The sequence below is a fragment of the Streptomyces sp. YS415 genome (assembly GCF_023544665.1).
GTDB lineage: Bacteria > Actinomycetota > Actinomycetes > Streptomycetales > Streptomycetaceae > Streptomyces.
Genome location: NZ_JAMJFL010000015.1, coordinates 109,895 through 130,464, shown reverse-complemented (window position 1 = coordinate 130,464; position 20,570 = coordinate 109,895). Strand labels below are relative to the sequence as shown.

The 20,570-nt window shown below is 72.6% G+C and carries 16 protein-coding genes and 1 tRNA gene; 15 read left to right on the top strand and 2 right to left on the bottom strand.

Features of this window, described 5'->3' with window-relative positions; genetic code table 11:
- Positions 1 to 64: 64 nt before the first annotated feature.
- From M8H82_RS21080 to M8H82_RS21070, 3 genes are all read left to right on the top strand, one after another.
- Entirely contained in the window at positions 65 to 2,362 is a 2,298-nt protein-coding gene (locus M8H82_RS21080; protein WP_250076376.1) for a UvrD-helicase domain-containing protein, read from the top strand.
- 357 nt (positions 2,363 to 2,719) lie between these two features.
- The gene (locus M8H82_RS21075; RefSeq protein WP_250076375.1) at positions 2,720 to 4,153 is read left to right on the top strand and encodes an NAD-dependent malic enzyme; all 1,434 of its coding nucleotides are present in this window, start codon (positions 2,720 to 2,722) and stop codon (positions 4,151 to 4,153) included.
- Between the two features lie 319 nt (positions 4,154 to 4,472).
- A complete protein-coding gene (locus M8H82_RS21070; RefSeq protein WP_007382399.1) occupies positions 4,473 to 4,754 on the top strand; it encodes an HU family DNA-binding protein in 282 nt (93 codons plus the stop codon).
- Positions 4,755 to 4,917: 163 nt separating this feature from the next.
- On the opposite strand, the gene murA is transcribed toward M8H82_RS21070, so the two are convergent.
- On the bottom strand, positions 4,918 to 6,258 hold the full coding sequence (murA, locus tag M8H82_RS21065) for a UDP-N-acetylglucosamine 1-carboxyvinyltransferase (RefSeq protein WP_250076374.1): 1,341 nt from the start codon (positions 6,256 to 6,258) through the stop codon (positions 4,918 to 4,920).
- Between the two features lie 252 nt (positions 6,259 to 6,510).
- On the opposite strand from murA, the gene M8H82_RS21060 reads away from it, so the two are divergent.
- The 7 genes from M8H82_RS21060 to M8H82_RS21030 all read left to right on the top strand — a co-directional run bounded on the left by M8H82_RS21060 (position 6,511) and on the right by M8H82_RS21030 (position 14,717).
- The gene (locus tag M8H82_RS21060; protein ID WP_250076373.1) at positions 6,511 to 7,083 is read left to right on the top strand and encodes a YqgE/AlgH family protein; all 573 of its coding nucleotides are present in this window, start codon (positions 6,511 to 6,513) and stop codon (positions 7,081 to 7,083) included.
- Positions 7,084 to 7,113: 30 nt separating this feature from the next.
- Positions 7,114 to 7,422, top strand: coding sequence for a DUF3039 domain-containing protein (locus M8H82_RS21055; protein ID WP_250076372.1), 309 nt, complete (start codon positions 7,114 to 7,116; stop codon positions 7,420 to 7,422).
- A 209-nt stretch (positions 7,423 to 7,631) separates the two neighbouring features.
- Positions 7,632 to 9,263 (top strand): beta-N-acetylhexosaminidase, encoded by a 1,632-nt coding sequence (locus M8H82_RS21050; RefSeq protein WP_250076371.1) that lies wholly within the window; start codon positions 7,632 to 7,634, stop codon positions 9,261 to 9,263.
- Positions 9,264 to 9,488: 225 nt separating this feature from the next.
- Positions 9,489 to 10,382 carry a xanthine dehydrogenase family protein subunit M gene (locus tag M8H82_RS21045; RefSeq protein WP_250076370.1) on the top strand — a complete coding sequence of 298 codons (894 nt, stop codon included), beginning with the start codon at positions 9,489 to 9,491 and terminating at the stop codon, positions 10,380 to 10,382.
- Entirely contained in the window at positions 10,379 to 11,818 is a 1,440-nt protein-coding gene (locus M8H82_RS21040; protein WP_250076369.1) for a 2Fe-2S iron-sulfur cluster-binding protein, read from the top strand. The genes M8H82_RS21045 and M8H82_RS21040 overlap by 4 nt, the downstream gene beginning before the upstream one ends.
- Positions 11,815 to 14,127, top strand: a complete 2,313-nt coding sequence (locus tag M8H82_RS21035) for a molybdopterin cofactor-binding domain-containing protein (protein ID WP_250076368.1) — start codon at positions 11,815 to 11,817, stop codon at positions 14,125 to 14,127. The genes M8H82_RS21040 and M8H82_RS21035 overlap by 4 nt, the downstream gene beginning before the upstream one ends.
- A gap of 71 nt (positions 14,128 to 14,198) precedes the next feature.
- Positions 14,199 to 14,717, top strand: a complete 519-nt coding sequence (locus M8H82_RS21030) for an SUKH-4 family immunity protein (RefSeq protein WP_308293268.1) — start codon at positions 14,199 to 14,201, stop codon at positions 14,715 to 14,717.
- Positions 14,718 to 14,763: 46 nt separating this feature from the next.
- On the opposite strand, the gene M8H82_RS21025 is transcribed toward M8H82_RS21030, so the two are convergent.
- Positions 14,764 to 14,838 (bottom strand) — tRNA-Cys (locus M8H82_RS21025).
- 202 nt (positions 14,839 to 15,040) lie between these two features.
- Here M8H82_RS21025 and M8H82_RS21020 point away from each other — a divergent pair.
- From M8H82_RS21020 to M8H82_RS21000, 5 genes are all read left to right on the top strand, one after another.
- Positions 15,041 to 16,501: an MFS transporter gene (locus tag M8H82_RS21020; RefSeq protein ID WP_250076367.1), complete on the top strand. Its 1,461-nt coding sequence runs from the start codon at positions 15,041 to 15,043 to the stop codon at positions 16,499 to 16,501.
- A gap of 152 nt (positions 16,502 to 16,653) precedes the next feature.
- Positions 16,654 to 16,887, top strand: a complete 234-nt coding sequence (locus tag M8H82_RS21015) for a hypothetical protein (RefSeq protein ID WP_308293267.1) — start codon at positions 16,654 to 16,656, stop codon at positions 16,885 to 16,887.
- 106 nt (positions 16,888 to 16,993) lie between these two features.
- Positions 16,994 to 18,787: a DEAD/DEAH box helicase gene (locus M8H82_RS21010; RefSeq protein ID WP_250076366.1), complete on the top strand. Its 1,794-nt coding sequence runs from the start codon at positions 16,994 to 16,996 to the stop codon at positions 18,785 to 18,787.
- A gap of 301 nt (positions 18,788 to 19,088) precedes the next feature.
- The gene (locus tag M8H82_RS21005) at positions 19,089 to 19,730 is read left to right on the top strand and encodes an IclR family transcriptional regulator (RefSeq protein ID WP_250076365.1); all 642 of its coding nucleotides are present in this window, start codon (positions 19,089 to 19,091) and stop codon (positions 19,728 to 19,730) included.
- 47 nt (positions 19,731 to 19,777) lie between these two features.
- Positions 19,778 to 20,569, top strand: a complete 792-nt coding sequence (locus M8H82_RS21000; protein ID WP_250076364.1) for a S16 family serine protease — start codon at positions 19,778 to 19,780, stop codon at positions 20,567 to 20,569.
- Position 20,570: the final 1 nt, after the last annotated feature.

Genomic DNA, 20,570 nt, shown 5'->3' with positions numbered 1-20,570 from the left:
ATAGCTTCCAGGGCCCCCCTTCGCGTACGGTTGACGGCTGCCCAGCACGTCAGAAGGGGGCCCGGTGGCCGCACAGGCTCAACAGGAAACCGCGGTCGATGCGGTCCCGGATTCGGTCCGGGACCGTGAGATCAGCGTCGAACAGGAACACCTGGACCGGGTGTACCAGCGTCTCGAGGAGAAGATCCACGAGGCCGAGTTCCTCATGCACGACGCGGCCCGCCGCGGCCAGGTCGGCACCCCGGGTGCGCTCGCCGAACGGGACGCCCAGGTCTTCCGGGCCGGTGTCCACCTCAACCGGCTGAACAACGAGTACGAGGACTTCCTCTTCGGCCGGATCGACCTGCTGCCCGGCAAGGACGGCAAGAAGGGCCCGGACGGCGCCTACACCGCCGTCGAGCCCGCCGAGGGCGCGGTGCGCTCCGACAACACCGCGGACATCGCCGAGACCCTGCACATCGGGCGGATCGGCGTCCTCGACACCGACTACGCCCCGCTGGTCATCGACTGGCGGGCGCCCGCCGCCGCCCCCTTCTACCGGTCCACGCCGGTCGACCCCGGCCGGGTCGTGAGACGCCGGGTCATCCGCTCCAAGGGCCGCCGGGTCCTCGGCGTCGAGGACGACCTGATGCGTCCCGAGCTCAAGGCGTTCCTGGGCGGCCACGAGCTGCCCGTGATCGGCGACGGCGCCCTGATGGCCGCCCTCGGGCAGGCCCGCACCCACACCATGCGGGACATCGTCGCCTCCATCCAGGCCGAGCAGGACCTGGTCATCCGCGCCCCCGCCGCCTCCGTCACCTACGTCGAGGGCGGCCCGGGGACCGGGAAGACGGCCGTCGCCCTGCACCGCGCCGCCTACCTGCTCTACCAGGACCGGCGCCGGTACGCGGGCGGCATCCTGATCGTCTCGCCGACCCCGCTGCTGGTGGCGTACACCGAGGGCGTGCTGCCCTCGCTGGGCGAGGAGGGCCAGGTCGCGATCCGGGCGATCGGCTCGCTGGTCGACGGCGCCGAGGCCACGTTGTACGACTCCCCGGCCACGGCCCGCGCCAAGGGCTCGTACCGCATGCTCAAGGTGGTGCGGAAGGCCGCGCGCGGAGTGCTGGAGCTGAACGATTCTCCGAGCCGGCTCCGCGTGGTCGCCTTCGGCCGCCGCCTGGAGCTGGAGGCCGAGGAGCTGGCCGAGATCCGCCGCACCGCCCTCAGCGGCACCGCCCCGGTGAACCTGCTGCGCCCGCGCGCCCGCAAGCTGCTGCTGGACGCCCTGTGGTCGCGCTCCGGGAGCGCCGGCCGGCACAGCGACCCCGAGCTCGCGGCCGAGCTGCGCTCCTCCTTCGACGAGGACGTGACCGGCGAGGACTCCTTCATCGAGTTCCTCGACGCCTGGTGGCCCGAGCTGACCCCGAGGGGCGTGCTCGCGGCGATGGCCGACGACAAGCGCCTCGGCCGCTGGGCCCGGCGCATCCTCAACCCGGGCGAGATCCGCCGGGTGGCCCGCTCGCTGCGCCGGGACGGCTGGTCCGTGCACGACATCGCCCTGCTCGACGAGCTCCAGGCGATCCTCGGCGCCCCGGCGCGCCCCAGGAAGCGGCGCGAACTGGACCCGCTCGACCAGCTCACCGGGCTGGAGGAGCTGATGCCGGTGCGCGAGGAGACCCAGCGCGAACGCGCCGAGCGCCTCGCGCAGGAGCGCGTCGAGTACGCCCATGTCATCGTCGACGAGGCCCAGGACCTCACCCCGATGCAGTGGCGCATGGTCGGCCGCCGCGGCCGGCACGCCACCTGGACGGTCGTCGGCGACCCGGCCCAGTCCTCCTGGTCCGACCCGGACGAGGCCGCCCAGGCCCGCGACGAGGCCCTCGGCACCCGCCCGCGCCGCCGCTTCCGGCTCACCGTGAACTACCGCAACCCCGCGGAGATCGCCGAGCTGGCGGCGAGGGTGCTGGCGCTCGCCATGCCCGGCTCCGAGTCGCCGTCCGCCGTCCGGTCCACCGGGATCGAGCCGCGGTTCGCCGTCGTGCGGGAGTCGCTCGGCCGGACCGTGCGCGAGGAGGCCGCCCGGCTGCTCGACCGGGTCGACGGCACCATCGGCGTCGTGGTCGCCATGCAGCGCCGCGAGGAGGCCGCCCGCTGGCTCTCCGGGCTCGGCGACCGGGTGGTGGCCCTCGGCAGCCTGGAGGCCAAGGGCCTGGAGTACGACGCGACGGTCGTCGTCTCGCCCGCGGAGATCGCCGACGAGTCCCCGGCCGGTCTGCGCGTGCTCTACGTCGCCCTCACCCGCGCGACCCAGCAGCTCACGGTGGTCTCGGGCGAGCGGGACGAGCCGGACGCGACGGGGGTGCCGGACCTTCTGCGGGACTGACTCGCGAGAGGGGAATGGTCTTCCGGGCCGGGTTTGTTAGCCTGGGTGTGACACCGGCCCGATCCAAGCCCCCGGGCCCAACCTTCGTCGCTACGAGCGACCACTTGCCGCGAGGCGAGCATGGCGGGTCGGTGTCACTGAACGTCCGAAGAGGCCCACGTCACGATGTGACGTGGGCCTCTTTGTCGTCGTAGCCCTGGCTGATCGATTCTCGTATCGTGGAAGATGTTTTCCGAACGCGTCGTCCACCGGTGAACAAAAAGTCCGCAATCCAGGGCGGCTACCACGTACTCAGCGGTAGGTGCGACGATCGGACGGCACAACTTCGCGACACGGTGAAAGCAGAGGAAGTCGGCCATGGCAACGGCGCCCAGCGTCTCCTACTCGATGACCATCCGGTTGGAGGTGCCCGCGAGCGGAACGGCCGTCTCGCAGCTCACCACCGCCGTGGAGTCCTCCGGAGGCTCGGTCACCGGCCTCGACGTCACCGCGTCCGGGCACGAGAAGCTCCGTATCGACGTCACCATCGCGGCGTCGTCCACCGCGCACGCCGACGAGATCGTCGAGGAGCTCCGGGGCATCGAGGGCGTCACCCTCGGCAAGGTCTCGGACCGTACGTTCCTGATGCACCTCGGCGGCAAGATCGAGATGCAGTCCAAGCATCCCATCCGCAACCGTGACGACCTGTCCATGATCTACACCCCGGGGGTGGCCCGGGTCTGCATGGCCATCGCCGAGAACCCCGAGGACGCCCGCCGGCTCACCATCAAGCGCAACTCCGTCGCGGTCGTGACGGACGGCTCCGCGGTGCTGGGCCTCGGCAACATCGGCCCCAAGGCCGCGCTGCCGGTCATGGAGGGCAAGGCGGCCCTGTTCAAGCGGTTCGCCGGGATCGACGCCTGGCCGCTCTGCCTGGACACCCAGGACACCGACGCCATCGTCGAGATCGTCAAGGCCATCGCCCCCGGCTTCGCCGGCATCAACCTCGAGGACATCTCGGCGCCCCGCTGCTTCGAGATCGAGGCGCGGCTGCGCGAGGCCCTCGACATCCCCGTCTTCCACGACGACCAGCACGGCACCGCCATCGTGGTGCTCGCGGCGCTCACCAACGCCCTGCGGGTGACCGGCAGGTCGATCGAGGGTATCCGGGTCGTCATGTCCGGCGCCGGCGCGGCCGGTACGGCCATCCTGAAGCTGCTGCTCGCGGCCGGGGTGAAGAACGCCGTCGTCGCCGACATCCACGGCGTGGTGCACGCGGGCCGCGAGGACCTGGTGGACGCCGCGCCCGACTCGCCGCTGCGCTGGATCGCCGACAACACCAACCCCGAGGGCCTGACCGGCACGCTGAAGGAGGCCGTGCGGGGCGCGGACGTCTTCATCGGCGTCTCGGCGCCGAACGTCCTCGACGGCAACGACGTGGCCGCGATGGCCGACGGCGCCATCGTGTTCGCGCTCGCGAACCCCGACCCCGAGGTGGAGCCGGCAATCGCCCGCCAGACGGCGGCAGTTGTGGCCACCGGCCGCTCCGACTTCCCGAACCAGATCAACAACGTGCTGGTCTTCCCGGGTGTCTTCCGCGGTCTGCTGGACGCGCAGTCCCGCACGGTCAACACCGAGATGATGCTCGCGGCCGCGAAGGCGCTGGCGGACGTGGTGACCGAGGACGAGCTGAACCCGAACTACATCATCCCGAGCGTCTTCAACGACAAGGTCGCGGGCGCGGTGGCGGGTGCGGTGCGGGAAGCGGCCAAGGCGGCCGGGCTCGCGCCGGGCGACCACTCCGGCGTCTGACGACGTGACGATCGCCACGGCAGCCCCGGTCGCGGCGCGTCGTGGAACCGAGGGCCTGGGGCAGCCGTTTATGGTGACGGCCAGGCTCAGGCCCTCTTTTCGTGTGACTCCCAAGGGTGTTCTCACGACTCGGACGGGTGCCGGATTGGCTTTCCCGCCGCAGGTAGGGGCAGGATGCGTCTCTGGGCGCGAGGGTCTGACGCCGGACCCGGGTCCGGGGACTGTCCGAGGACCCTGGCAGCATCGGCTTCGCTGTGCCCAATGTGCGGCTCCGCCGCGTGGCACGCCTCAACAGCAAGAAGAACACGGGAGTAACAACATGAACCGCAGTGAGCTGGTGGCCGCCCTGGCCGACCGCGCCGAGGTGACCCGCAAGGACGCCGATGCCGTGCTGGCCGCGTTCGCCGAGACCGTCGGCGAGATCGTTGCCAAGGGCGACGAGAAGGTCACCATCCCCGGCTTCCTGACTTTCGAGCGCACCCACCGTGCCGCTCGCACCGCGCGCAACCCGCAGACCGGCGACCCGATCCAGATCCCGGCCGGCTACAGCGTGAAGGTCTCCGCGGGCTCGAAGCTCAAGGAAGCCGCCAAGGGCAAGTAAGGACGCCTGTTCGCCGTTGCGGCTCGGCGCCGTGGGCGACTGCGGACCCGTTGTGGTGTCTCGCGCAGTTCCCCGCGCCCCCTGACCGGCGTGCAGTGAACGCGTATGGGGCGGTCACCCTGACCAGGGTGACCGCCCCATCGGCGTTTTCGTACGGCGCAGGCTAGCCGAGCGCCTTGCCCGGCAGTTCCACCTTCGCGCCCAGCTCGACAAGCTTCTCCATGAAGTTCTCGTAGCCGCGGTTGATGAGTTCGATGCCGTGGACGCGGGACGTGCCCTGGGCCGCGAGGGCGGCGATGAGGTAGGAGAAGCCGCCGCGCAGGTCGGGGATGACCAGGTCGGCGCCCTGGAGCTTGGTGGGGCCCGACACGACCGCCGAGTGCAGGAAGTTGCGCTGCCCGAAGCGGCAGTCGGAGCCGCCGAGGCACTCGCGGTAGAGCTGGATGTGGGCGCCCATCTGGTTGAGCGCGGAGGTGAAGCCGAGGCGGGACTCGTAGACCGTCTCGTGGACGATCGACAGGCCTGTCGCCTGGGTCAGGGCCACCACCAGCGGCTGCTGCCAGTCCGTCTGGAAGCCGGGGTGCACGTCCGTCTCCAGCGCGATGGACTTCAGCTGGCCACCGGGGTGCCAGAAGCGGATGCCCTCGTCGTCGATCTGGAAGGCGCCGCCCACCTTGCGGTAGGTGTTCAGGAACGTCATCATCGAGCGCTGCTGGGCGCCCCGGACGTAGATGTTGCCCTCGGTCGCCAGCGCCGCGGACGCCCAGGAGGCCGCCTCGAGCCGGTCCGGCAGCGCGCGGTGGTTGTAGCCGCCGAGCTTGTCCACACCGGTGATGCGGATCGTCCGGTCGGTGTCCATCGCGATGATGGCGCCCATCTTCTGCAGGACGCAGATCAGGTCCTCGATCTCCGGCTCGACGGCCGCGTTCGAGAGCTCCGTGACGCCCTCCGCGAGGACGGCCGTCAGCAGCACCTGCTCGGTCGCGCCCACCGACGGGTACGGCAGCCGGATCTTCGTGCCGCGCAGCCGCTGCGGAGCCTGCAGGAACTGGCCGTCCGCCCGCTTCTCGATCGTCGCCCCGAACTGCCGCAGCACCTCGAAGTGGAAGTCGATGGGCCGGCCGCCGATGTCGCAGCCGCCGAGACCCGGGATGAACGCGTGCCCGAGGCGGTGCAGGAGCGGGCCGCAGAAGAGGATGGGGATGCGCGAGGAACCCGCGTGGGCATCGATGTCGGCGACGTTCGCGCTCTCCACGTGCGAGGGGTCCATCACCAGTTCGCCGGGCTCCTCGCCCGGACGGACCGTCACCCCGTGCAATTGGAGCAGCCCGCGTACGACACGCACGTCACGGATGTCCGGAACATTGCGCAGCCGACTTGGCTCACTGCCCAGCAGGGCGGCGACCATCGCCTTCGGCACGAGGTTCTTCGCGCCGCGGACACGGATCTCGCCCTCCAGCGGGGTTCCGCCGTGGACAAGCAGGACATCGTCGTTGACGGTCATGTATCTCGCGTTCCGATGAGTGGGGCAGGGGCCGAGGAAACAGGGTAATCGCCGTGGGCCCCCCTTCTGTAAGCCCGAGGACGGCCCGGATACGTCATGGCTGTGTCACAACACGAACGGTTCGCCGGCGGGCACGAGCGGTCACCGGGGGCCGGTGTGCGCCGGGGGCGCTCGATCCGTCGCTGAGCTGCGTTCACTCCCTTACCCGGATTGCCTCCCCATGCGAAGGGAAGATGCGGGATCATGTCTGGCATGACCGAGGTGTCCTCGCTCACAGGGCGGCTGCTCGTGGCAACGCCCGCCCTGGCGGACCCGAACTTCGACCGTGCGGTGGTGCTGCTCCTCGACCACGACGAGGAGGGCTCCCTCGGCGTCGTCCTCAACCGTCCGACCCCGGTGGACGTGGGCGACATCCTGGAGGGGTGGGGCGAGCTGGCCGGCGCCCCCGGGGTCGTCTTCCAGGGCGGTCCGGTCTCCCTCGACTCCGCTCTCGGCGTCGCCGTCATCCCCGGCGGGGCGAGCGGCGAGAGCGCGCCGCTGGGCTGGCGCCGGGTGCACGGCGCGATCGGGCTGGTGGACCTGGAGGCCCCGCCCGAGCTGCTCGCCTCCGCCCTCGGCTCGCTGCGGATCTTCGCCGGGTATGCCGGCTGGGGGCCTGGTCAGCTGGAGGACGAGCTGGTGGAGGGCGCCTGGTACGTCGTGGAGTCGGAGCCCGGTGATGTGTCCTCCCCGGCCCCCGAGCGGCTCTGGCGCGAGGTCCTGCGCCGCCAGCGCAACGAGCTCGCGATGGTGGCCACGTATCCGGACGACCCTTCGCTCAACTGACCCCTGTGAGCTTCAGTACTCTTGGTTGTTATGAGCACTCTTGAGCCTGAGACCCAGCCGCAGCGCGGGACTGGTACGGGGACCCTCGTAGAGCCGACGCCGCAGGTGTCCCACGGCGACGGCGATCACGAGCGCTTCGCCCACTACGTCCAGAAGGACAAGATCATGGCGAGCGCCCTCGACGGGACCCCCGTCGTGGCGCTCTGCGGCAAGGTCTGGGTGCCCGGCCGCGACCCGAAGAAGTATCCCGTGTGCCCCATGTGCAAGGAGATCTACGAGTCCATGGGCGCCGGCGGTGGCGACGACAAGGGCAAGGGCAAGGGCGGCGACAAGAAGTAGACCGCCCGTCGTCCGGCCCTGCGGTCGTCCGACTCTTCGAAGGCCCCCGGGGCGCGCCGAGGCGCGTCACGGGGGCCTTCGCGTGGGCACCAAGTGGTCGAGACCTCTTGTGGACAGGTTCCCGCAGTCCATAGCCTTCCGCTGTCGTTGTGCAGAGCAGAACAGCTATTGCGCATGGTGCAACGCGGACAGAGCGGTGAAGGGCTGACGTGACCGAATTGATTCCGGCGCCCTTGAGCGTCACGGCGTACGGCGAGCGGGTGTTCACGCTCGACGAGGACACCACGCTCACGGCGGGACCGGGTGTGGGCAGCGCCGAACGCTGGCTGCGTACGACCTTGCAGGCGGCCACCGGCCTGCCGCTCCGGCAGGGCGAACCCGGGCCGCCCGGACGGGCCGCGCCGAACTCGGTGGAGCTGCGCCACGACCACGCGCTCCCGCCCGGGGGGTACCGCATCACCGTCCGCGACGACCGCGCGCTGATCAGGAGCGGTGACCCGGCCGGCGCCTTCCACGGCGCCCAGACGCTGCGGCAGCTGCTCGGCCCCGACGCCTTCCGCCGGGCCCACCTGGGGCGCACCGCATGGGAGTTGCCCGAGGTGGAGATCGCGGACGCGCCCCGCTTCGCCTGGCGCGGCCTCATGCTCGACGTGGCCCGGCACTTCATGCCCAAGGACGGGGTCCTGCGCTACCTCGACCTGATGGCCGCGCACAAACTCAACGTCCTCCACCTCCACTTGACCGACGACCAGGGCTGGCGCGTCGAGATCAAGAGGTACCCCCGGCTCACCGAAATCGGCTCCTGGCGGGCCCGTACGAAATTCGGCCACCGCGCCTCACCGTTGTGGGAGGAGAAGCCGCACGGCGGCTACTACACCCAGGACGACATCCGGGAAATCGTCGCCTACGCCGCCGAGCGGCATATCACCGTGGTCCCCGAGATCGACGTACCCGGGCACTCGCAGGCCGCCATCGCCGCATACCCGGAACTCGGCAACACCGACGTCATCGACACCACCTCCCTGACGGTCTGGGACAGCTGGGGAATCACCGCCAACGTACTCGCCCCCACTGACAGCACCCTGCGCTTCTACGAGGGGGTGTTCGAGGAACTCCTGGAGCTGTTCCCCTCGGAGTTCGTCCATGTCGGCGGCGACGAATGCCTGAAGGACCAGTGGCGGCAGTCACCGGCCGCGCAGGCCCGTATCGCCGAACTCGGACTCGCCGACGAGGACGAACTCCAGGCGTGGTTCATCGGGCACTTCGACAACTGGCTCTCCGCGCGCGGGCGCAGACTCATCGGCTGGGACGAAATCCTCGAGGGCGGCCTCGCCAAGGGCGCCGCGGTCTCGTCGTGGCGCGGTTACCAGGGCGGGATCGCCGCCGCGCGCGCGGGACACGACGTCGTCATGTGCCCCGAGCAGTACGTGTACTTGGACCACCGCCAGGACGGGGGCGAGGACGAGCCGGTGCCCATCGGGTACGTCCGCACCCTGGAGGACGTCTACCGGTTCGAGCCCGTTCCGCCCGCCCTGACCGAGCAGGAGGCGCGGCATGTGCTCGGGACGCAGGCCAATGTGTGGACCGAGGTGATGGAGGACCAGGGGCGCGTGGACTACCAGGCGTTTCCCCGGCTCGCGGCCTTCGCCGAGGTGGCGTGGAGCCGCCTGCCGGCCCCGCAGGAGCGGGACTTCGCCGGCTTCGAGCGGCGGATGACGGCCCATTACGCCCGCCTCGACGCCCTGGGTGTCGCCTACCGCCCGCCCACCGGACCGCGTCCGTGGCAGCGGCGTCCCGGAGTGCTCGGCCGCCCGCTCGACGGGCCGCCCCCGAACAGGTAGCGGAGAAACCGCGGCAGGGTCACCGAAGAGAGGCAATTCGCGCGCACCGGAGATGCCGCACCAAAACGGACCATCTCCCCGGTGAAGTGGGCGAATGCCTCCTAGCGGACCCCCGCGTTCGAGCCCTGCGAAGATGTGCCAGAGTTGCCACGTCCGCCCTGTCAGCACGTACCGTACGGCAGCAACAGGTGGGACCAGGTGGGGCAGCGGGAAGGGGCAGCCGGTTTGACCACGCACGCACCGCAGGCGGGGCAGGCCGTCACGCTGCCCACGACACTGGACGAGGCCGTGGCGGCGCTCGCCGTCATGCCGGCCGCCGTTCCCGTGGCCGGCGGCACCGATCTGATGGCCTCCGTCAACTCCGGGCAGCTCAGGCCCGCCGCGCTCGTCGGCCTCGGCAAGATCAGCGAGATCCGCGGCTGGCAGTACCAGGACGGCCACGCCCTGCTCGGCGCGGGGCTCACCCACGCCCGCATGGGCCGCCCCGACTTCGCCGCCCTCATCCCGGCGCTCGCCGCGTCCGCGCGCGCCGCGGGCCCGCCGCAGATCCGCAACGCCGGCACCCTGGGCGGCAACATCGCCACCGCCGCCCCCACCGGCGACGCGCTGCCGGTGCTGGCCGCCCTGGAGGCGACGCTGATCATCGCCGGACCGGGCGGGGCCCGCCGGGAGATCCCCGTGTCGCATCTGCTGGCCGGCATGGAGATGCTGCGGGCCGGCGAACTCATCGGCTACGTGCGCGTGCCGCTGCTGCACGCCCCCCAGGTCTTCCTCAAGGCGACCGGGCGCACCGGACCCGGGCGCGCCCTGGCCTCCGTGGCGCTGGTCCTCGACCCCGCCCGGCGCGGGGTGCGGTGCGCCGTGGGTGCCATAGCGCCGATGCCGCTGCGGCCCCTGGAGGCCGAGCAGTGGGTCGCGCAGCTGATCGACTGGGACAACGACCGCGCGATCGTCCCGGAGGCGCTGGCCGCCTTCGGCGAGTACGTCGCCGCCGCCTGCATCCCCGATCCGGTGCCGGCCCAGGACGGCTCCGTGGAGCCGCTGCCGCCCGCCGTACTGCACTTGCGGCGCACCGTCGCCGCGCTGGCCCGACGAGCACTGGGGAGGGCGCTGTCGTGACCGACGACCAGCACGGAGAGGGCGCCCGGCAGGGCGCGGGCCGCTGGGACCCGCTGCCGCAGGGCGACTACGACGACGGGGCCACCGCCTTCGTGGAGCTTCCCGAGGGCGGCGTCGACGCCCTGCTGGCCTCCGCCGACAGTCCGCTGGCCGCACCCGGCCACGGCTACGTGCCGCCGCCCATAACGGTCACGCCCGCCACCACCGCGGGCACCGATCCCGCGGCCACCGGCACCTGGACGCTGCCCCCGGGCGGCGTCCAGTGGCCCGACGCGAACGCGGGGACCGAGGAGGCCGGGAACGACCGGTTCAGGTACAACCCCGGCGCCACCGGGCAGTGGACCTTCGAGGACGCCCCGGCCACCGGGAGCGCGCCCGGCCATGACGTCACCGGCCAGTGGTCGATCCCCGTCGCGGGCGGCGACCTTCCGGACGAATCGGGCGAGTTCACCACTTCCGCACTGGTCGAGCAGTGGGGCGGCACCCCGCCGGCCACCCTCCCCGGCGGCGCCGCCGCGCCCTGGGCGACCCAGGCGATCGGCGAACCGTGGGGACCGCAGCCGCCCGAACCGGCGGAGCACACCGCCGAGGAGAACGCCCCGCACACGCACGTGCCCGCCGACGCCGGGGCAGCCGAACCCGAACAGCCCCCGCACGACGCCCCCGAGGACGCCCAGGGGGCCTCACAGGACGCTCCAGAGGCCCGTGAGGCCGACGGGGCCGACGAGAGGGCCCAGGAGCCCGCGGAAGCCGGGAACGCCGCCGAGAGCGCCGTAGAGCCGTCCGCGTCCTCCGAGTCCTCGCTGCCCGGCGAGGAACACCCGCTCGCCTCCTACGTGCTGCGGGTCAACGGCGCCGACCGGCCCGTCACCGACGCCTGGATCGGCGAGTCGCTGCTGTACGTGCTGCGGGAGCGGCTCGGGCTCGCGGGCGCCAAGGACGGCTGCTCGCAGGGCGAGTGCGGAGCCTGCAACGTCCAGGTCGACGGACGGCTCGTCGCCTCCTGCCTGGTGCCCGCCGTGACCGCCGCCGGCAGCGAGGTCCGTACCGTCGAGGGGCTCGCCGCCGACGGACAGCCCTCCGACGTGCAGCGCGCGCTCGCCCGGTGCGGCGCCGTCCAGTGCGGCTTCTGCGTGCCCGGCATGGCGATGACCGTGCACGACCTGCTGGAGGGCAACCCCGCCCCGACCGAGCTGGAGACCCGCCAGGCGCTGTGCGGCAACCTGTGCCGCTGCTCCGGCTACCGGGGCGTCGTCGACGCGGTCAAGGAGGTCGTCGCCGAACGCGAGGCGCACAGCGCCGGCGACGGCGACTCCGACGAGGCACGCATCCCGCACCAGGCGGGCCCCGGCGCCGGCGGGGTGCATCCGTCGGCCTTCGAGCCCCGCCAGGCACCGCATGACCAGGCGTACAGACAGGACGGAGGCCAGGCGTGAGCAACGAAGCCGCCACCGCGCCCACTCCCGCGGAGACAGCCCCCACCCGCGAACCGATCCCGCACGGCCTCGGCGTCTCCCTGCCGGCCGCCGACGCCCGGGCCAAGACCGAGGGCACCTTCCCCTACGCGGCCGACCTGTGGGCCGAGGGCCTGCTGTGGGCGGCCGTGCTGCGCTCCCCGCACGCGCACGCGCGCATCCTGTCGATCGACACCACCCACGCGCGCGAGATGCCCGGCGTGCACGCCGTCGTCACCCACGAGGACGTCGCCGGCACCCCGGTGCACGGCCGCGGCAGGGCCGACCGCCCGGTCTTCGCCTCCGAGGTGGTGCGCCACCACGGCGAGCCCATCGCCGCCGTCGCCGCCGACCACCCCGACACCGCGCGCATGGCCGCGGCGGCCGTCATCGTCGAGTACGAAGTGCTCGACCCGGTCACCGACCCCGAGCACGCCTTCGAGGCCGAGCCGTTGCACCCCGACGGCAACCTGATCCGGCACATCCCGCTGCGCCACGGCGACCCCGACGCGACCGGCGAGATCGTCGTCGAGGGCCTCTACCGCATCGGCCGCCAGGACCCGGCGCCCATCGGCGCCGAGGCGGGCCTCGCGGTGCCCCGCCCGGACGGCGGCGTGGAGCTGTACGTGGCCTCCACCGACCCGCACACCGACCGCGACACCGCCGCCGCCTGCTACGGCCTGGCGCCCGAGCAGGTCAAGGTCGTGGTCACCGGCGTGCCCGGCGCCACCGCCGACCGCGAGGACCAGGGCTTCCAGCTCCCGCTCGGCCTGCTGGCGCTGCGGACCGGCTGCCCGGTGAAGCTGACGGCCACCCGCGAGGAGTCCTTCCTCGGCCACGTCCACCGGCATCCGACGCTGCTCAGATACCGCCACCACGCGGACGCCGAGGGCACGCTGGTCAAGGTCGAGGCGCAGATCCTGCTGGACGCGGGCGCGTACGCGGACACCTCCTCGGAGGCGCTCGCCGCCGCGGTCGCCTTCGCCTGCGGCCCGTACGTCGTCCCCAACGCCTTCATCGAGGGCTGGGCGGTCCGCACCAACAACCCGCCCTCCGGCCACGTCCGCGGCGAGGGCGCCATGCAGGTGGCCGCCGCCTACGAGGCGCAGATGGACAAGCTGGCCAAGAAGCTCGGCGTCGACCCGGCGGAGCTGCGCCTGCGCAACGCCCTCGCCACCGGCGACGTCCTGCCCACCGGCCAGACGGTGACCTGCCCGGCGCCGGTCGCCGAACTCCTCCAGGCGGTACGCGACTTCCCGCTGCCCCCGCTGCCCAAGGACACCCCCGAGGACGAGTGGCTGCTGCCCGGCGGGCCCGAGGGCGCCGGTGAACCGGGCGCGGTGCGCCGGGGCGTGGGCTACGGGCTCGGCATGGTGCACATGCTGGGCGCGGAGGGCGCCGACGAGGTCTCCACGGCCACCGTCAAGGTGCACGACGGGGTCGCCACGGTCCTGTGCGCGGCGGTCGAGACCGGGCAGGGCTTCACGACGCTGGCCCGGCAGATCGTCCAGGACACCCTCGGCATCGATGAGGTCCATGTGGCCCCCGTCGACACCGACCAGCCCCCGGCGGGCGCCGGCTGCCGCGGACGCCACACCTGGGTGTCGGGCGGCGCGGTGGAGCGCGCGGCGAAGATGGTCCGCACCCAGCTGCTCCAGCCGCTGGCGCACAAGTTCGGCATGTCCACCGAGCTCCTCCAGATCACCGACGGCAAGATCACGTCGTACGACGGCGTCCTGTCGACCACTGTGTCCGAGGCGCTGGACGGCAAGGAGCTGTGGGCGACCGCGCAGTGCCGCCCGCATCCCACCGAGCCGCTGGACGAGTCGGGGCAGGGCGACGCCTTCGTGGGCATGGCGTTCTGCGCGGTCCGCGCGGTCGTGGACGTCGACATCGAACTCGGGTCGGTGCGTGTGGTGGAGCTGGCGCTCGCCCAGGACGTCGGCCGGATCCTCAACCCGGCCCAGTTGGCGGCCCGCATCGAGGCGGGCGTCACGCAGGGCGTCGGCATAGCGCTCACGGAGAACCTGCGCACGGCCCGCGGCTCGATCCGGCACCCGGACCTGACGGGGTACGCCCTGCCGACGGCCCTGGACGCGCCGGACATCAAGATCGTGAAGCTGGTGGAGGAGCGGGACGTGGTGGCGCCGTTCGGCGCGAAGTCGGTCAGCGCGGTGCCGGTGGTCGCGTCGCCCGCGGCCATCGCGTCGGCGGTGCGCGCCGCGACGGGCCGCCCCGTGAACCGGCTGCCGATCCGCCCGCAGGCGGCGGTGGTGACGGGCGGCGCCTGACGCGCCGGAGGGGCGTTGTCAGTGGTGCGGCGTACTGTTCCGAGGTGTCGGGACACGTACGGGGGGACACCATGAACGCCACGATCACCAGGCCGGATCCGCTGCTGCGGGGCGGACGTCTGATCAGCACCCTGGCGCTGGTCGCGGGCCCGGAACCGGCCGGGCCGGCGGCGTCGGGACTCGCGGTCTCGGTCCCGCCGCGGCTGCTCGCCGAGGAGTTCGGCCGGGCCGGGGTGATGCGCTTCGAGGACGTCGACTTCCCGGCGGCCCTCACCCACGAACCGACCCGCCGCTTCCTGCGCGAGACGGGCCTGCCGGACGAACACGCCCTGTTCCGCCTGCACCCGGACTCGGTCCTCCCGACCCTGACGGAGGCCTACGCGGACGAGCCCGTCCCGCACCTCCCTGCGGAGGCGGACCGCCTGATCCTCCTGGGCCACCTCGACCGCCCCCACCGCCTCCTCCTGGACGGCGACTCCGGCGGCCTCCTGCTCTGGACCCCCGCCGCCCGCCCCCAGCCCCTGGACGCGGACATCTCCACCCTGGCCTTCACCCTGTGGCTGCTGCACGGGTGCACGAACCGCCCCTGAGGCGCGAGCGACAGCGCCGGGCGGCCACCTGATCACGGAAGCCTCGTGGAGGCCGTGGCGGGATTCGAACCCACGTAACTCGCTTTGCAGGCGAGCCCCTGAACCACTCGGGCACACGGCCTTGTGCGAACTCGGTCCTGGCTTGCTGCCGTGTTCGATGGTCCGACCGTAGGCAGGGGTGGGGGAGGGGGACAAGGGATCGCCGGGGGCCGCAACGGGACTGCCATGCCGCGTTCACGAAGGCGGTCCTACGACCAAGGTCCGAGGGGCGGGGGGACTTCCGGCAGGGGGCAGGGGTGGGATCGGGCCGCACACTGGCGGGCATGGCCGCCCTTGATCCGCGTGACACCGATGCCCTGACGACATCCGACGAGCCCGACCCGGCCGACACCGTGCTGAGCCGGTCCTACCGGGCGCTCAGCATCGGGATCGTGTCCGTGGTGCTGCTGATCGCGTTCGAGGCGACGGCCGTGGGGACGGCCATGCCGGTCGCGGCCCGGGAGCTGGACGGCGTGGCGTCGTACGCCTTCGCCTTCTCCGGGTTCTTCACCACCTCCCTGTTCGCGATGGTGCTGGCCGGGCAGTGGGCGGACCGGCGGGGGCCGCTGGGGCCGGTGACCGCCGGGATCGGGGCATTCGCCGCCGGGCTGCTGCTGGCCGGGACGGCCACCGTGATGTGGGCGTTCGTGCTCGGGCGGGCGGTGCAGGGGTTCGGCGGCGGGCTGGTCATCGTCGGGCTGTACGTGGTGATCGGGCGGGCCTATCCCGACCGGCTGCGGCCCGCCATCGTGGCCGCCTTCGCGGCGAGCTGGGTCGTGCCGTCGATCGTCGGGCCGCTGGCCTCCGGAGTGGTGACCGAGCAGCTCGGGTGGCGGTGGGTGTTCCTCGGCATCCCGGTGCTCGTCGTCTTCCCCCTGGCCCTCGCCCTGCCGCAGATAAGGCGCCGCGCCTCCGGGCCGGTGGCCGGCACGGCCCCCGCCCTAGACCGCCGCCGCATCCGGCTCGCCCTCGGGATCTCCCTCGGCGCGGGCCTCCTCCAGTACGCCGCCCAGGACCTGCGCCCGCTCTCCCTGCTGCCCGGCCTGGTGGGCGCCGCGCTGCTCGTCCCGGCCGCCCTGGGCCTCCTCCCGCCCGGCACCTACCGCGCCGCCCGGGGCCTGCCGTCCGTCGTGCTGCTGCGCGGGGTCGCCTCGGGCTCCTTCATCGCCGCCGAGTCGTTCGTCCCGCTGATGCTGGTCACCCAGCGCGGGCTCTCCCCGACGCTGGCCGGGTTCTCCCTCGCGGCCGGCGGCGGGACCTGGGCGGCGGGCTCCTGGGTGCAGTCCAGGCCGCGCCTGGAGCCGTACCGGGAGCGGCTGACCACCTTTGGGATGGTGCTGGTGGCCGCCGCCGTCGCCGCCGCGCCGACCGTGCTGATCGACGCCGTGCCCGTGTGGACCCTGGCCGTCGTCTGGTCGTTCGGCTGCTTCGGGATGGGCCTGGTGATCTCCTCCGCCAGCGTGCTGCTGCTGAAGCTCTCCGCGCCCGAGGAGGCCGGCACCAACTCCGCCTCCCTGCAGATCTCCGACGCCCTGTCCAACGTCGTCCTGCTCTCCGTGGGCGGCGCCGCCTTCGCCGCCCTCGGCGGCGGCACGGCGGGCCACACGGCCGCCGGGGCCTCCGGTTCGCATCCGGCGGCCTTCGCCGCGGTGTTCCTGCCGATGGCGGCGGTGGCGCTGGCGGGTGTGTGGGTGACGACCCGGCTGGGCCCCGGCGTGAACCGTGAATCCGTCGTGGCGAAATGATCGGCGGCGGCGTGGCGCAGCGGGTGGCGGCGGTGGCCTCGCCGGTGCGGGCCGCCGCCGGTCTGCTGCGCAGGCTCGGCGAACGACGGGTACCTCACCGTCGCCGAGGTCGGGACCATGGCCCGGATCGCCTTCGGCGGACGGGCCCCGCAGTGCGGGACGCCGGGGTGCTCGCCTCCGCCGTGCGCCGGCCGCGCGCCCGGATGGTCGGCACGCAGGCCTGCGTCGATCCGTACGAGCAGGCCGCCGCGCTCCTGCACGCCCTCGCCATGAACCACCCCCTCGTCGACTGCGACCAGGACACCGCGTACGACCTGGTCATCGCTGTCGCCTCCGGAGGCGAGAGCGACATCGCGGTGATCGCGGGGCGGCTGCGGCAGTTGTGATGTGGATCCCACCCGCCGGTCGCCGGGCCTCGTCCGCACATGGACGGGACCCCGGCGCCGGTAGGGTGGCCCGGTTGTCATACGTAGCCCGACCCCCACGGAGACCGTGACTACCACCGCCGCTTCCTCCTCGCACCACCTTTCCCCCGCCTTCCCCGGCCGGGCCCCCTGGGGTACCGCCGGCAAGCTGCGTGCCTGGCAGCAGGGGGCGATGGAGAAGTACATCCAGGAGCAGCCGCGTGACTTCCTCGCGGTGGCGACCCCGGGCGCCGGCAAGACGACCTTCGCCCTCACCCTCGCCTCCTGGCTGCTGCACCACCATGTCGTGCAGCAGGTGACCGTGGTCGCGCCGACCGAGCACCTGAAGAAGCAGTGGGCGGACGCGGCCGCGCGGATAGGGATCAAGCTCGACCCCGAGTACAGCGCGGGCCCCCTCGGCAAGGACTACCACGGCGTCGCGGTGACCTACGCGGGCGTCGGCGTACGGCCGATGCTGCACCGCAACCGTGTCGAGCAGCGCAAGACCCTCGTCATCCTCGACGAGATCCACCACGCCGGTGACTCCAAGTCCTGGGGCGAGGCCTGCCTGGAGGCGTTCGAGCCCGCCACCCGCCGGCTCGCGCTGACCGGTACGCCCTTCCGGTCCGACACCAACCCGATCCCCTTCGTCACCTACGAGGAGGACAACGCGGGCATCCGGCGCTCGGCCGCCGACTACACCTACGGCTACGGGACGGCCCTGTCGGACGGGGTCGTGCGGCCCGTCATCTTCCTCTCCTACAGCGGCAACATGCGCTGGCGGACGAAGGCCGGCGACGAGATCGCGGCCCGGCTCGGGGAGCCGATGACCAAGGACGCCGTCTCGCAGGCCTGGCGCACCGCGCTCGACCCGCGCGGCGAGTGGATGCCGAGCGTGCTGCGCGCCGCCGACCAGCGCCTGACCGAGGTCCGCAAGGGCATCCCGGACGCGGGCGCCCTCGTCATCGCCTCCGACCAGGACTCCGCCCGCGCCTACGCCAAGCTCATCCGCGAGATCACCGGCACCAGGCCGACCCTCGTGCTGTCCGACGACATCGGAGCGTCGAAGCGGATCGACGAGTTCAGCGGCAGCGACGACCGCTGGATGGTCGCCGTCCGCATGGTGTCCGAGGGCGTCGACGTGCCCCGGCTCGCCGTCGGCGTGTACGCCACCACCATCTCCACGCCCCTCTTCTTCGCCCAGGCGGTCGGCCGTTTCGTGCGGTCCCGGCGGCGCGGCGAGACCGCCTCGGTGTTCCTGCCGACCGTCCCCGACCTCCTCACCTTCGCCAACGAGATGGAGGTGGAACGCGACCACGCCCTCGACAAGCCGAAGAAGGAGGGCGAGGAGGACCCCTACGCCGAGTCCGAGAAGGAGATGGAGGAGGCGAACAAGGAGCAGGACGAGGACACCGGCGAGCAGGAGCAGTTCTCCTTCGAGGCGCTGGAGTCCGAGGCCGTCTTCGACCGGGTCCTCTACGACGGCGCCGAGTTCGGCATGCAGGCGCACCCGGGCAGCGAGGAGGAGCAGGACTACCTCGGCATTCCCGGACTGCTGGAACCCGACCAGGTCCAGCTGCTGCTCCAGAAGAGGCAGGCCCGGCAGATCGCGCACAGCCGCAAGAAGCCGGACACCGAGGCCGACCTCCTCGAACTGCCCGCCGAGCGGCGGCCCGTCGTCTCGCACAAGGAGATGATGGAGCTGCGCAAGAAGCTCAACACGATGGTCAGCGCGTACGTCCACCAGAGCGGCAAGCCGCACGGAGTGATCCACACCGAGCTGCGGCGGGTGTGCGGGGGACCGCCGAGCGCCGAGGCGACGGCCGGCCAGCTGCGGCAGCGCATCGCGAAGGTCCAGGAGTGGGCGACCCGGATGCGGTGAGCCCGGGCGCGCGGCCCGGAGGATTCGTGTGCCGTACGTAACTGGACAAACACAAGCAGGCCGTACCGGCCGGTGCCCGGATTCTGGACGGAGCCTTCCGCTCAGCGAACCGGCTTCGCTACTGTCCCGCTACGCACACGCCCCGTGGCAGCGCCGCCGCGGAGCGCAGCCGTGAAGCGACGCGGTCCGGACAGGCCGGACCGCCGGCCGATCGGCGGCCTCTGAAGCGCGTCACCGACGGGACTCGGTGACGCATCTGCCGCGAGGGGGCCGTCGACCTCACCACTAAGGAGTGGGCGTCGTGACCGCGGAGACCTCTCAGACGCTCGACCGGGGACTGCGCGTCCTCAAGCTGCTGGCCGACACGGACCACGGGCTGACCGTCACCGAGCTATCCAACAAACTGGGTGTGAACCGGACCGTTGTCTACCGGTTGCTCGCCACGCTGGAGCAGCACGCCCTGGTACGCCGGGACCTGGGCGGCCGGGCCCGGGTCGGGCTGGGGGTGCTGCGCCTCGGCCGCCAGGTGCATCCGCTGGTCCGGGAGGCCGCGCTGCCCGCGCTGCGCTCGCTGGCCGAGGACATAGGGGCGACGGCCCACCTGACGCTGGTGGACGGGGCCGAGGCCCTGGCCGTGGCGGTGGTGGAGCCGACGTGGACGGACTACCACGTGGCCTACCGGGCCGGCTTCCGGCATCCGCTGGAGCGCGGGGCCGCCGGCAAGGCGATCCTGGAGGCCCGGCGGCAGTCGCCGGAGGAGCCCGGGTACACGCTGACCCACGGCGAGCTGGAGGCCGGCGCGAGCGGGGCCGCGGCGCCGCTGCTGGGGGTGACCGGCGTCGAGGGCAGCGTCGGCGTGGTCATGCTGGCGGACGCGGTCCCGGAACGGGTCGGCCCGCGTGTGGTGGACGCGGCCCGGGAGGTGGCGGAGGCGCTGCGCTGACGCCGCCTGTCCGCCCGGGGCGTTCGGCGTCACGTTAGATTGACTCCGTGCTCTCTCGTCTCTCTCGCCCCCGGGCCCTCGCGGTGTGCGCCCTGCCCGTCGTCGGGCTGCTGGCCTCGGCCGCCTTCGTGCCGCTGCCGTTCTCCCTCACCCAGCCCGGGATGACGGCGAACGTGCTCGGGGAGAACAAGGGGGAGCCGGTGATCACGATCTCCGGGGCGGCCACCCGGAAGACCAGCGGGCAGCTGCGGATGACCACCATCGAGGCCACCGGCCCCGACACCAGCGTGTCCCTCCCGGACATCCTCGATTCCTGGTTCCGCACCGACCGCGCCGTCATGCCCCGGGACGCGGTCTACCCCAGCGACAAGAGCACCGACGAGATCGAGAAGTACAACACCGAGCAGATGCGCGAGTCCCAGGACGACGCCACCGAGGCCGCCCTGAACTACCTCGACCTCGACGCCAGGAAGATCAAGGTCGGCCTGGAACTCGCCGACGTCGGCGGACCCAGCGCCGGCCTGCTCTTCTCCCTCGGCATCGTCGACAAGCTGGACGGCGACGGCAGCGGCGGCGATCTCACCGGCGGCCGCAGCATCGCCGGTACGGGCACCATCGACGCCGACGGCAAGGTCGGCGCCGTCGGCGGAGTCGCCCTGAAGACGCAGGCCGCCCGCCGGGACGGCGCGACCGTCTTCCTCGTCCCCGAGGCGGAGTGCTCGGACGCGAAGGCGGAACTCCCCAAGGGCCTGCGCCTCATCCCGGTCACCACCCTCCAGGGCACCATCGACTCCCTGATCGCCCTGGAGAAGGGCGAGGGCAACGTGCCGAGCTGCTAGC

Bases quoted from the DNA above. Each gene is read 5' to 3' on its own strand.
- M8H82_RS21055 (WP_250076372.1), top strand. From the start codon at position 7,114: ATGAGCACTCTTGAGCCTGAGACCCAGCCGCAGCGCGGGACTGGTACG.
- M8H82_RS21030 (WP_308293268.1), top strand. From the start codon at position 14,199: ATGAACGCCACGATCACCAGGCCGGATCCGCTGCTGCGGGGCGGACGT.
- M8H82_RS21075 (WP_250076375.1), top strand. From the start codon at position 2,720: ATGGCAACGGCGCCCAGCGTCTCCTACTCGATGACCATCCGGTTGGAG.
- M8H82_RS21020 (WP_250076367.1), top strand. From the start codon at position 15,041: ATGGCCGCCCTTGATCCGCGTGACACCGATGCCCTGACGACATCCGAC.
- M8H82_RS21060 (WP_250076373.1), top strand. From the start codon at position 6,511: ATGACCGAGGTGTCCTCGCTCACAGGGCGGCTGCTCGTGGCAACGCCC.
- murA (WP_250076374.1), bottom strand. From the start codon at position 6,258: ATGACCGTCAACGACGATGTCCTGCTTGTCCACGGCGGAACCCCGCTG.
- M8H82_RS21070 (WP_007382399.1), top strand. From the start codon at position 4,473: ATGAACCGCAGTGAGCTGGTGGCCGCCCTGGCCGACCGCGCCGAGGTG.